Here is a 13,478-nt window from a genome sequence, read left to right on the forward strand (position 1 = left end):
TGCAGCGTCTCTTCATCTCAAACAATGACACAAAGATGGCACTACTCTTCACTAAATAAATCACCGCCATGCATGTCGATCATTTCTAGCGCTTTACCACCGCCCCGGGCGACACATGTCAGTGGATCATCGGCGACAACGACGGGGATCCCCGTTTCTTCCGTCAGCAAACGATCAATATCTTTCAGCAGTGCACCACCACCGGTCAGCACCATTCCGTTTTCAGAAATATCGGATGCAAGTTCCGGTGGACATTGCTCTAATGCAATCATCACAGCAGAGACGATACCAGTGAGAGGTTCCTGAAGGGCTTCCAGAATTTCATTCGAGTTCAGTGTAAAACTACGTGGCACACCTTCTGCCAAGTTACGACCACGAACTTCGATTTCTCGGACATCATCTCCCGGATAAGCCGTCCCGATTTCATGTTTAATCTTTTCAGCCGTCGCTTCACCAATCAAACTGCCGTAGTTCCGACGTACATAATTGATAATGGCTTCATCAAATCGGTCACCACCAATCCGTACTGAAGATGAATACACGACACCATTCAGAGAGATAACTGCAACTTCCGTCGTCCCACCACCGATATCAACAACCATTGATCCGGTCGGTTCTGAAACTCGAAGTCCGGCACCGATGGCCGCAGCCATAGGTTCATCAATCAAATAAACTTCCCGGGCACCGGCACCTTCTGCCGATTCTTTGATCGCACGCCGTTCAACCTGAGTCGAACCACAAGGAACACAGATCAACACCCGAGGACTCGGTTTAAGAAAACTATTGTCATGGACTTGTTTGATAAAAGTTTGCAACATTTTCTCAGTGACGTAAAAATCAGCGATCACACCATCTTTCATCGGGCGGATCGCTGAAATATTTCCCGGAGTTCGTCCCAGCATCTGTTTCGCCGCATGTCCGACGGCAGCGACACTACGACCACCACGCCCTTTATCTTGGCGAATTGCGACAACGGAAGGCTCGTCAAGAACAATACCTTGTCCTTTGACGTATATAAGCGTGTTGGCAGTTCCTAAATCAATCGATAAATCGTTTGAAAACATGCCACGAAGTTTCTTAAACATATTCTTCGTTCATCCTGCAAGAAAATTGAAGATTAAAATTCCGTTAAATGTACCAATGCCTTGCTTTCACAGCAAGATATAGACACAGAAACATGGACAGAAACACGCAATTTCTAACAGTTTTCTTACTCAAGGCCAAGATTCAGTCTGAAATAGTGCCGAATCTTAGTCTGTTCTGTCAGCGCTGAGCGTGTTTCGTTTTCCAGCGTTTCCGTTTCCCCGGTTTAACATTTGTTATTCGAGGCTTAGGAATCCATTGAGATTCGATATCAAATAATCGTCCCTGAACGCCATTGACGCCCAAAGACTGAAGTATTTTCCATTCGCCTTCAGATTCAACGCCTACAGCGATAATCTGAGTGTCCGCACCACGGCAAACACCAACCATACTCCGAACGAACAACTGGTTCTCGGAGCGTCGTTCAATACCTTTGATCAGACTACGGTGAAGTTTCAGATAGTCAATTTTGAATTCCTTGATGTAATGCGTACTGACAATCGTACGCCCGACCTGTCCAACAACAATCTGGCAGTTGAACGCAGCAATCATTTTTAACACAGGTCGCATATAGTCAAGGTGTTTGACTAAATGACTTTCCGTAAACTCAAAGCAGAGCCGCTGACGATACGTTCGAGGCAGTTGCATCAGCAAATTCCTGAACCAGATAAAATGCGCACGCTGAGCAAATGAAGTGACATATAGATTGATCGAATATATATCAGTCCCTGCGCCTTCCTCGCGGAGAAACCGAACGATCCGATGACAGGTGACACGATCCAGCACCATCTCGTATCCGACAGCGACAATCGCTGAGATAAACCGAGACGTTTTCATAAAGCCCTGCCCCGGTTCGGGAATTCTGACAAAAAGTTCTCGATGAGCAACCGAGAGTTGTTTCTGACGCGAGATGACATAACAGTCCTGTTTGAACAAACATATTTTCTCTTCTGTGAGATTATGTTCAAACAGACTACGCCACCGGACGTTGCCTCTTTCATCATCGACCGATTTGACCTTGTTAAAACGGCTCCACGCATTGCTCCCTTCCAGTTGGGCGCTTTTTAACGCGGTCTCCACCTCATCAATGATTCTCCCCCACTGTTCTCCTTCAGTGTACATCGTGATGCCGATATGGCACCAATGACTCCGGTCCAGAGGCTCCGGTGGACTGAGCCGATCAATCCCTTTCAAGCATTGGACCGCAACTTGAGCCACTTCTTTCGAATTTTGGTGGGGGATCAACACCGAGAAAACAGCGTCATAATAACGCGACAGAATGGCATCCGGGTAACGTTGGATCATATTCGAAATACATTCCCCGACCTGAACAACCAGATGATCAAATTCCGCTTTATCACGCCCGTCCAGCTCATCGATCTGTAACATCAGTACACCACCGCGAGCATCATTTTCGAGTAACGCCGCTTCCAGCTTGCTATCAAATAGCACCCGGTTGGCAGTCCCCGTCAGTTGATCCAAGAATGTCTGTGTGCGGATAAAGGTATCAAAACGACTCCGTTCCTGTCGGGCATCCTGAAGCTCTTCAATCAATCGGTCGAGCGCCTCACTTGCGGTATAAGGCCATTCTCTTTCATCCCCCTTCGCATAGCGTTCTACCTGCCCTGCGAGAATCATTCTGCCGCGTTCTTCAAGCAATTCAGAACCAAGCAATTGAGCCTGCAACCATTTCACGCCCCGGAGCAGACACACGATGATCAACATCACAGCGAAGGTTGTCGACCACATGGCACTAAAAGAGTAAGTAAAGCCTATATAGGGCGGGACAGCCTTAAAATGCAAAGTGTAATCTTGATTGCGTTTCAGACCAAAACTCGCATGATACAACCGCCCCTCCTCAACCGAGGAAGTTGTATCTTTAAATCGGTACACAACACCCGCTTTCGAAGTGAGCGTCATTTCAACGATGTTACTGGCATGAAGTAACTTGGGAACCCAGCGTTGCATGGAATAGGCCGCGTCAGGCTCATCTAATTCTTTATCAATGACTTCAACCACACCATGTAGGTAGTGATTGAGATATTCATGTCCCAAGCGTTGAAAAGAAAGGGTTCCGCCAATAAACAAGATAAAAATCGCCCCAGTCACAATCATCGTGACCACCGCAACCAATCGGGTGCTGAGCTTGAGCGTTGGCGTATATCTCATGAATATCAAATCCTTTTATATTCATTGAAAAATTGAATTGTCTTTCATTCAGGATACAACAAATCATGTCATATGACGGTGAGTCGTATAACATGGTCAAAAATAACAGGGAAATACTAACCATCCCCATCAAGGACAATATATACCTGAACTGAAGTATCCAAAAGAACACCTTCATTCACTTTTGACGCGCAAGCTTGGTTTGATGCTGCCTGTTCTTTTCTTTTCTCAGATAATTTCCCCCATTTCATCAAGATATCCGTCGTAATAACGGCTTTTCTCTAACTTAACCTCACCGAAGTGGTTCAACGTAAATTTGGGAGATTCCTTCCATAAATCAGCGCATCAACCACCGCCCAATCAGGACACGAGTTGCTTTTGCTGCTGAGAGAGCCAGTCAATCCAAGCAGACATTCCTTCACCGGTAGTGGCGGATATCTTGATCACTTGGATCTGCGGATTGATCTGGCGTGCATTCGCAATACAGGCTTCGACATCAAAATCGACGTAGTCCAGCAGATCAATTTTATTCACCAGCATCAACTGAGACGCCGCGAACATATTCGGATACTTCAATGGCTTATCTTCCCCTTCAGTAACCGATAAAATGGTGACTTTATGCTGTTCTCCCAGGTCAAAGCTCGCAGGACAAACTAAATTGCCGACATTTTCAATGAACAAAATACCGGATGTTTGCATGTCAAGCTGATGATAAGCACGGTGGATCATCTGAGCGTCCAGATGACAGCCTTTCCCTGTATTGACCTGAATCGCCGGTACATCTGTTGCCCGAATTCGGTTCGCATCCTGACTGGTCTGTTGATCTCCTTCAATCACTGCACATGAATAACTTGACTGCAACTGCTTCAACGTTTCTACCAAAAGTGTCGTCTTACCGGATCCCGGACTCGACATCAGATTCAAAACCAGTTGACCCTGTGCTTGAAAATGAGCTCGGTTCTCATCGGCGATGAGATCATTCTGGCTCAGAATATCTTGCTCCAGATGGATTAACTGACGCTGAGATACCCCGGTGACATGTGTTTGAGCCGCGCCCTGACCATAGTGAAGATCACCCTGCATCGTCACTGTCGGTTGATGAGGGTCTTCGTGGGGATGATGATGCGCTTCATGGCTGTGAGCTTCGTGGGGATGCGCTTCATGATGATGGAGCTCGTGGTGGTGGGGCTCGTGGTGGTGATGAGCACCAGCAGACTCATGCACCGTATTCATCTCTGACGACAACTCATCCTGATGTACATGATAATGAATATGATGATGAACATCGCCCTGATGGCGGTAATGATGGTGAACGACCAACGGCTGAACTGTTGACGGTTCAGCATGTGTATGAGAATGGGAATGACCATGATGGTCATGATGGTCATGATGGTCATGATGGTCATGATGATGCTCGTCCAAGTGACTCTCGCCACAACCGCAAACACTACACATAAGATTCTACCTCTATCGATTTAATTTTTAATTCTTGTCCGGTTTCAACGATTAACTGGTATGAATGACACAACGGACAGCCGGTATAATGGGTCTCAATGTCAACTTGCTGTTGGCATACTTCACACCAAGCTGTGGCAGGAATCATCTCCACCAAAAATTGTGCGCCTTCCGCCAAAGTCTCGCGACTCGCAAACTGCAGGCCGGTCAATAACGCATCCGGCTCAATACAAGACAGCACACCGATCCCCAAGGTCACCGTCGTCACCCGATGAGACTGGCGCTGATAGGCATGCTCGACGACAAGATCAATCGTTTTCAGACTCAGAGATAATTCATGCATGATGACTCCTAGCAAATGCGCGGTAACAACTCACCGGCAGGAAAGTCAAGATAGCGCCGACTTCCCCACGCGGTATGCAAGACGGGTTTCGCCGGTGATAAAGAGACCGCTTCGCCAATCACCGCGGCCTGTGAATGAAACTGATGCAAGATGTCGAGCGTCCGCTGCGCCTGCGTTGCAGGGACCGCAATGACAAACGTCCCTTCATTCGCCAAATCACAGGGCTCAAAGCCGCATAATTCACAGATTCCCCGTACGGCATCATCGACTGGAATTTGTGCTTCCTGAATCGCCAGTTGCAGTCCGCTACTCTGACACCACTCATTCAACACCGCAGACAGCCCCCCACGCGTTGCATCGCGCATCGCATGAATATCGATTGAATCCGCTAACAACGCCTCAACCACCGGCCACAATACGGCACAGTCACTGATGATCGGGTGAGCAAGCCGCAATGATTCTCTGGCAGCCAGAATACAAGCACCGTGACAACCGATATCCCGGGAAACCAAAATTACATCTCCCGCCATAATCCGGTGAGCCGAGACATCCGCTTTTTGTATTGCACCAATCCCCGTGGTGTTGATGAATACCTTATCAGCCATGCCTCTGGGCACGACTTTGGTATCGCCGCAGACGATCTGGGTCTGACCGACAGCAAGCTCTGTTGCCATGGCATCGACAATCGCCTCTAATTCGCTGATTAACGTGCCTTCTTCAATGATAAAACTACAACTCAGATAACTCGGTTTAGCCGCAACCATCGCCAAATCATTACAGGTGCCGGCAACTGCAAGTGTCCCGATGTTACCACCGGCAAAAAAATGGGGAGAGACCGTGAAACTGTCGGTTGTCATGGCCAGCGGTGACGGGATGTTCAGGGTTGCAGCATCTTCAGCCTGATTAAGAATATCGTTACCAAACCGCTGCCAAAACAGATGCCGGATCAGGTGGTTCATCTCCACACCGCCGCCACCATGACTCAGTTGAACTGTCTGTTGTTTGTTCATGAATGATTACTCCTGAGGCTCGGTATGAAAACCGGCATAGCGATAATAAGCATTACAAGCCCCTTCAGAGCTCACCATGCAACTCCCCATCGGCCGACTCGGTTGACAGGCTTTACCAAAGACTTTGCAATCCGTCGGACTGGCAAGCCCGCGTAAAATATCCCCACAGCGGCACGCTTTGTGATCCGGCACCGGGTCTTGTGGTAGCAGCGATGCAAATAACACTTCCGCATCCATGTCCGCATATTGTGCCCGGAGCTTCAAGGCCGACTGCGGAATATTCCCCAACCCACGCCAGTTGAATGCAGCCCGGATGTCGAAAATATCTGCGATACATGCCTGAGCAACCGCATTTCCCTCAAATGAAACCGCTCGTGTATATTGCGTCTGCAACGCCGGCTGACCACCCAACGCGAGTTCCACCAGCATCAGTACCGATTCCAAAACATCAACCGGCTCAAATCCGGCCACCACCACCGGGATGTGGTAATGCTCGACGATCGGTTGATAAATTTTTGCACCGGTGATCACGCTGACATGGGATGGGCCGAGAAATGCATTGACTCGAGTGAGTGAATCCGCCATGACCGCATTCATTGCTGGAGGCACCAGTACATGATTAATATGAAAACAGAGATTGGTCAGTTGTAGACGTCGTGCTTGTTGCACTAAAACTGCGGTCATCGGGGTTGTGGTTTCAAAACCGATTGCGAAATAGACCACCTTCTGCTGCGGGTTTTGTTTCGCAATTTCAAGCACATCCATCGGGTCATAAATCGGCATAACCGAACCGCCATTAGCCCGGCATTCCGCCAAAGACAGACGAGAGCCCGGAACCCGAATCATATCGCCTAAGGTCACCAGAATAACCCCTTCGGTTTGCGCCAGTATAATGGCATGATCAATCCGTTCTTTCGGCATGATACAGACCGGACACCCCGGTCCATGCACAAAATGTAAATTCTCGGGCAATAATTGCTGAATACCATATTTCATAATGGTGTGCGTGTGCCCGCCACACACCTCCATCATGTAGAGCGGCTCCGGTAAATCACGCGCTTTATGTCGAATCTGTTCCGCCAAAGCGCGAATCACTGCCGGTTGCCGAAAGCCCTGATACAAAGTCCGAGCCGAATCTATCACGGTTATCTCGTCATTCATCGCTTTACCCTAGCCACATGTCATCAGAACCAACCTGACTGATCAGTTCGTGATAGGTTTGCAGACTTTCCTTTGCTTCTTGCTGATCAATTTTACTGATCGCAAATCCCACATGAATCAGTAAGTGTTCACCAACCTGAATTGGTTCTGATATCAAGTGAGTACTAACCTCTCGCGCAACCCCTAATGTATCGACGACAGCGGTCATCTGTTCTTGATCGACACTGACAACACTCGCGGGAATACATAAACACATCACTCATTACTCTCTGCTGTCCGACCAATCAGTCACAAGGGCTGCCTGATCGGATAATTCTTGATTACTCAGCACTGGTGAATGCCATACCAGAGCTGTCCCATCGCAATACCGCTATCATTGACTGGAACCATCTTGCCGCTATATATCGGCTGTTTGCTCTCATCCCAGTTGTGCCACAAGACATCCATCAACAATCGATTCTGAAAAACGCCACCGCTGACAATCACCGGCAGTGATGGATAACGACGAGCCATCTGCTGAATCGCATCGGCTAATGCTTCAATCAACCCCCGACAAGCGCCAGAAACCGCCTCTTGGCTCAGCCAAATTTTCGATTCAATCCCCCGAATCAACAGCGGTTGCCAATCCAATACCGAGGCCCCGTCTTCCCAGTTCATCTCCCACGGCGTATCAGCGTGCCCGGCTGTCATTGCTGCGGATTCCACCAGTAAACCACTTTCGCCGTCAAAATCAGGCCGCCCCAGCAATGCCCCTAAACAGGCCCACGCATCGAACAGTCGCCCGACAGAAGTACACAGTGGTGAGTGTTGACCGGACAGCCACAGTTGATGAAGGTTGAAAAAGTCATGTTCATGCCACGATTGAAAGGCCGGATGTGCCAGTGACTGAATGTCTTGCAGCGAATAACATTCAAGGAGCATCGCCAGAAGAATCCGGGCGGGCTCACGAATGGCCTGCTCTCCGCCAATCAAGCGAAACGGTCTTAAATGACCACAACGCTGATAGCCTTGGGTATCCGCCAGCAGAACTTCCCCACCCCAAACCGTGTCATCATTCCCCATTCCGGTGCCGTCAAATGCAACCCCTAATACGGGGCCGGTTAACTGATATTCCGCCATCACAGCCAGAATGTGGGCGTGATGATGTTGTACCTGTAAAAGACGGCCTGATTGTGCTTTAGCGGACTGGGTCGAAAAATATCCCGGATGATAATCACAAATCCACTGTGAAGGTTGACATTGATATAGATGTTGCAATAACGAAATCGTCTTTTCATACCGTTGTTGTGTATCCAGATCATCCAGATCACCGATATAGGGCGACACGATTGACTGTCCGGATACAGCCATGGCAATCGTCGATTTCTGCTGAGCGCCCATGGCCAAAACAGGCGCCCCCTGATAATCACTGTGATGGCTGAATGGTGCGTAACCTCTTGCCATCCGCAGCACCCGAATGGCGTGACCGGCCTGATGGACAATGCTATCGTCACAGGGATTGGCAATCGGCCGGTTATGATCCAACACGCCATCTAAAGCCTCGCCAAACAGGCACAACATGTCATCGCAGTCAGTCACTAATGGCATCCCGGAAAGATTACCGCTGGTCATGACGAGAATCGGCTCACGCCGGTAGTGACGATAGTGCTCAAATAGCAGATGATGTAACGGGGTATAAGGGAGCATCACGCCCAAATAAGGACTGTCGCACGAGACGTCTGGGACAAGCTGTGGATGAGGGCGACGCTTCATCAGCACTATCGGGGCTGCACTGGCGGTCAATGCCTGCCATTCAGCTGATTCCCCAGTGACATATTGCATCGCGGTTTCAACACAATCGACCATGACAGCAAAAGGTTTACGCTGCCGGTGCTTCATTTGGCGCAATTTCATGACACTTGCTGATAAGGTTGCATCACCAACCAGATGAAAGCCCCCAACGCCTTTCACGGCAATGACACCACCACGGCTGAGTATCTCGGCAGCATGTTCAAATACCTCATCATACCGGGTGGCCTGAGCACGCTGCGCATAACGCAGAGAAACCCTCGGTCCACAATGGTGACAACTGGTAGGCTGCGCATGATAACGTCGATTGACCGGCTCTTGATAAGCCTGTAAACATGACGGGCAGAAATCAAATGCTTTCATTGAGGTGTTTGCCCGATCATAAGGCAGTTGCTCAATAATCGAATATCTGGGACCACAATGGGTACAGTTGATAAATGGATAATGATAATAAGGAGAGTCTTCATCATTCATTTCAGACAAACACTCAGGACAGATCGATTGATCCGGAGCAACACTGACAGCGACATGTGTCTCATGCTGACTCGAATGAATGGTAAATCCTTGTGTGCGCCCCAAATGTTGGCGCGAACAGACAACCTCATCAACCCGGGCAAGCCGGGGCGGGCGTTCATGCAGCGCCCGCACAAACAGATCAAGTGCCTCTTTGCGTCCCTGAACGTCAATTTTGACGCCTGCAGAGCTATTCATCACCCAGCCGGATAAATGATGCTGAACCGCAAGTTGATAGACAAAGGGGCGGAAACCGACCCCTTGAACAACACCGGAGACACAAATAAAATATCGTTCATTCATGGCGCAACCAGCCCTGAGAACAGAAGACACGCGAGCGCAAAGCGCGCTCACTGAAAACACATTCTCACAGAATAAAATACTTGCTCACTCAAGAGAGTAGAAACGAACCACCCAGCATGGCAACAATCGCACCGAGCACTTTGACCAAGCGGCCGCTGGCTGAAAAACGCAAAACAGCGCTGCCAAGTACGATCCCCGTCATATGTAACACAAAAGTAGAAAGCACAAAGCCACTGAAATAAGCCAATGCATGGCTGTTGAACGGCATCTCGGCACCGTGTGCCATGCCATGAAATACCGCAAATGCCATGACTAAAACCGTGACCAACTGATGAGAAACCTGCACACTACGCCAAAGCAAAATGCCCATCACAACCACACTGAGCCCGATATACAGTTCGACGCTTGGTATGACCAAACCAGACACCCCTAAAATGCCACCAACAATCATCAATAAGATGAAAGAAAGCGGCATCTGCCAACGACTTCTTCCCCCAAATAAAGCCGCCAAGATACCAACACTGATCATCACACTAAGATGATCGACACCAGTCAGTGGATGCAAGATGCCACTTTCAAAACCATGATCTCCCCCATGACCGGAGTGTGCGAATGCCAATGGAGAAAACAAAACCAGTAACCCGAGGAGTAAATTCTTTATTTTCATGTTTATCTCTTATCTAAGACTAAATATATTCCCAACTATTGATTCAACCCGAGAATCCTTTCTGCGTGCGTATAAATATTGGCTTGTCCCGGACGGCAATAACCACACAACGTGACATTGAGACGCTCCGCTAAATCAACCGCCATATCAGTCGCGGCAGAGATAGCACATAAAATCTCAACCCCGCCGGCTGCGGCTTTTTGCACCATTTCAAAGCTGGCTCGGCTCGTGACCAATACCACCCCTTTTTGTTTATGATGCCTGGTAACCCACCCGATTAATTTATCGAGCGCAATATGCCGTCCGACATCTTCAAATGATGCTTCCAACTCACCGTGTGTATTCATATAAGCCGCCGCATGACAGGAGCCGGTCAGTTGATTCAGTTGTTGGCTCTGTTTCAAACGATCTAAAGCATCATCCAATTTCTGCAAATGAAATGTTGTATGGCTTTCCAGTGGTGTCTGTACACGACAAACATGAGTCAATTGGTCCGTACCACAAAGACCGCATCCGGTCATTCCCGCCATCGTACGCCGTTTTTCCTGAAGACGACCGATACAGCGATTGGCAATATCGATCGAGAGCGTGATGCCATCAGCACTCATCTGAATATTGATATCATGAATATCACGATCATGGTCAATGATGCCTTCTGTCAGCGAAAAACCAACAGCAAACATATCCAGATCTCTGGGGGTACACATCATAACGGTGTAAGCGACTCCGTTATATTCCAAAGCGACCGGCACTTCCTGAATCAGCGTATCATCAACCAGATGGCACTGACGATCCTGCCGATAACGAACAATTTTTTTATGACTGACAGAATCAATATTCTGTACCGTGAAAGATTCATTCATAGGTCAATCCTGATTCATGACGAGGTTGATTCAGTCTCAGGCAAATAGTCCTTGCTGCTAATCCCCATCCGTTGCATTCGTGACAGTAATGTGGTCCTTTTTAAACCAAGCTTTGCAGCCGCACCACGCGCGCCAGCGACAATACCATTACTTTCTTTCAGCGCTTGAATCACCGTATCACGATTTATTTCAATCGTATCGGTTTTCTCTTGATGAGCCGCCGAGACATGCTCCTGTTGCTGCGGTTCAGCTTTCGGAACTTCCAAACCTAATTTCACTAACTCGTCCAGTGGAACATTCAGCACATCACCGCGCGTTAAAATCACGGATCGCTCAATAAAGTTACGTAACTGTCTGACATTACCCGGCCAAGAAAACGCGGTCAGTGCTCGCATCGTTTCATTGGTGATCGCGGTAATATGTTTCCCCATTTGCTTGGCAATCACCCGAGTAAAATGCTTCACCAATAAGGGGATATCTTCCGGCCGCTGACGCAGCGGCGGGATTTCTATCGGAAAAATATTCAACCGATAATACAGGTCATTGCGAAACGTTTTTTCCTGAGCCATAGAGAGTAAATCGGCATTGGTTGCAACCACGATCCGCACATCAACCTGAATCAACTGGTTTTTCCCAACCCGCTCAATTTCATTTTCCTGCAACACCCGCAACAACTTCGGTTGTAACGCCAACGGCATATCACCGATTTCATCTAAAAACAGCGTCCCTTGATGCGCCTGCTCAAAACGTCCTACCCGCTGATGTACAGCCCCGGTAAACGCACCACGCTCATGGCCGAAAAGCTCACTCTCAAATAAACCTTCCGGCACCGCGGCACAGTTCATTTTCACCATCCGTTTTTGGCTACGCCGACTCATCTTATGAATCGCCCGGGCAACCAGTTCTTTGCCCGTCCCGGTCTCACCCAGAATCAAAACCGTACTATCACAATCAGCCACCATCGCAACCTGATCAAGCACTCGGTTCATCGCCTCACTCTGACTGATAATATCGTCAAAAATACGCTGCTTCTCATCTTTTGACTCAATCGCAATGTATTCACTTTTAGGCAGCACTTTCGTATGCGTCTCATGCACACTTAAGCTATGCATGGCCATCGCGACCCGCGCAGCCATTTGCTGAAGCAAGTCGAGATCGCGTGCCACATTTTGATCTTTCTTATGCAGCATATAGACAATGTATCCGACACGATTGGTACGGAATACCATGGGAATCACGATCAGTTGTTCGATATCTTCTGCAAACTCAATTGCATTCTTCTGAAAAAATAATGGCCTTAAATCATCGCCCTGAATTAATACAGGAGAATAAGGATCTTTCGTGTTCTGAAACGCACTGTCATCACTAAAAAAATGGCAATGATGATGAATGTCGCCCTGAATCAGATCACTGGTGTACTGTATGTAATGCCCTTGATAAGGTTCAATCAGTGCTAAATGATGCATCGCAAAATGTTGGTTCAGACAACGGAGCAAAGAATTGAGCAATGTTTCTTTACTATTTTGGCTGATAACCGCATTCGTGACGTCCACCAGAATATGATAGTTATCTCGCTCATGGCTCAGCTGCTGAGCCATATTTGACGCTAATTCATGCTCAACAACATGCGCAATGAAAGAGACGAGAATACTACTGACCATGCGAAACTGCTTTTCGCCATCTTCCATATGACTCAGCTTAGGATTGATGAATTCAATCACTCCCAATTGCTGACTGACCGTGTTCAGCGGCATTTTGCAATAATGGTCGATGTCCCGGTAAGCCGGATGATCAGCGAAATGGGGATAGTAATAAGCAAAGCCATCACGATCGAGTTCATAGACGCCATCATCATAAGACTGATGATATAAACCAATCTCTTGCGGATGAAATGTCTCATGCTGAACTTGCCGATCGCTATCAACATAGTAAAGGAGCAATTCATCAGAAACTTCTCGATGCAGGATTATATTCATCCGCTCGACTTGCAGAAATGAACATTCATCTTCATTTAGAAATTTCAATAAGTCAGACATATCGTGGATCGATAGCATGGCTTGTGAAAAGTTCATCAACTCTTGAGCAATTCTATTCATAATCAGTCACAACTCAATCAAAGGCTC

11 protein-coding genes are annotated in these 13,478 nt (G+C 48.0%); all 11 read right to left on the reverse strand.

What is annotated here, in order from left to right:
- Positions 1-41: 41 nt before the first annotated feature.
- Positions 42-1,085 (reverse strand): rod shape-determining protein, encoded by a 1,044-nt coding sequence (locus OCU60_RS15495; protein ID WP_021019751.1) that lies wholly within the window; start codon positions 1,083-1,085, stop codon positions 42-44.
- 178 nt (positions 1,086-1,263) lie between these two features.
- Positions 1,264-3,252, reverse strand: coding sequence for an RNase E specificity factor CsrD (csrD, locus tag OCU60_RS15500; RefSeq protein WP_074371488.1), 1,989 nt, complete (start codon positions 3,250-3,252; stop codon positions 1,264-1,266).
- A gap of 360 nt (positions 3,253-3,612) precedes the next feature.
- Positions 3,613-4,707 (reverse strand): hydrogenase nickel incorporation protein HypB, encoded by a 1,095-nt coding sequence (gene hypB, locus OCU60_RS15505; protein WP_074371489.1) that lies wholly within the window; start codon positions 4,705-4,707, stop codon positions 3,613-3,615.
- Positions 4,700-5,050: a hydrogenase maturation nickel metallochaperone HypA gene (hypA, locus tag OCU60_RS15510; protein ID WP_074371490.1), complete on the reverse strand. Its 351-nt coding sequence runs from the start codon at positions 5,048-5,050 to the stop codon at positions 4,700-4,702. The genes hypB and hypA overlap by 8 nt, the downstream gene beginning before the upstream one ends.
- Positions 5,051-5,058: 8 nt before the next feature.
- Positions 5,059-6,060, reverse strand: a complete 1,002-nt coding sequence (gene hypE / locus OCU60_RS15515; protein WP_074371491.1) for a hydrogenase expression/formation protein HypE — start codon at positions 6,058-6,060, stop codon at positions 5,059-5,061.
- 6 nt (positions 6,061-6,066) lie between these two features.
- The gene (gene hypD, locus OCU60_RS15520) at positions 6,067-7,221 is read right to left on the reverse strand and encodes a hydrogenase formation protein HypD (RefSeq protein WP_083602567.1); all 1,155 of its coding nucleotides are present in this window, start codon (positions 7,219-7,221) and stop codon (positions 6,067-6,069) included.
- Positions 7,222-7,225: 4 nt separating this feature from the next.
- The gene (locus OCU60_RS15525) at positions 7,226-7,477 is read right to left on the reverse strand and encodes a HypC/HybG/HupF family hydrogenase formation chaperone (protein ID WP_074371492.1); all 252 of its coding nucleotides are present in this window, start codon (positions 7,475-7,477) and stop codon (positions 7,226-7,228) included.
- 68 nt (positions 7,478-7,545) lie between these two features.
- Positions 7,546-9,825, reverse strand: coding sequence for a carbamoyltransferase HypF (gene hypF, locus OCU60_RS15530; RefSeq protein ID WP_074371493.1), 2,280 nt, complete (start codon positions 9,823-9,825; stop codon positions 7,546-7,548).
- An 88-nt stretch (positions 9,826-9,913) separates the two neighbouring features.
- Complete coding sequence (locus OCU60_RS15535; protein WP_074371494.1) at positions 9,914-10,492, reverse strand: HupE/UreJ family protein; 579 nt, start codon at positions 10,490-10,492, stop codon at positions 9,914-9,916.
- Between the two features lie 35 nt (positions 10,493-10,527).
- Complete coding sequence (fdhD, locus tag OCU60_RS15540; RefSeq protein WP_074371495.1) at positions 10,528-11,355, reverse strand: formate dehydrogenase accessory sulfurtransferase FdhD; 828 nt, start codon at positions 11,353-11,355, stop codon at positions 10,528-10,530.
- 14 nt (positions 11,356-11,369) lie between these two features.
- Positions 11,370-13,451: a sigma 54-interacting transcriptional regulator gene (locus OCU60_RS15545; RefSeq protein ID WP_074371496.1), complete on the reverse strand. Its 2,082-nt coding sequence runs from the start codon at positions 13,449-13,451 to the stop codon at positions 11,370-11,372.
- Between the last annotated feature and the right edge of the window lie 27 nt (positions 13,452-13,478).

It is taken from the genome of Vibrio spartinae (assembly GCF_024347135.1).
Classification (GTDB): domain Bacteria; phylum Pseudomonadota; class Gammaproteobacteria; order Enterobacterales; family Vibrionaceae; genus Vibrio; species Vibrio spartinae.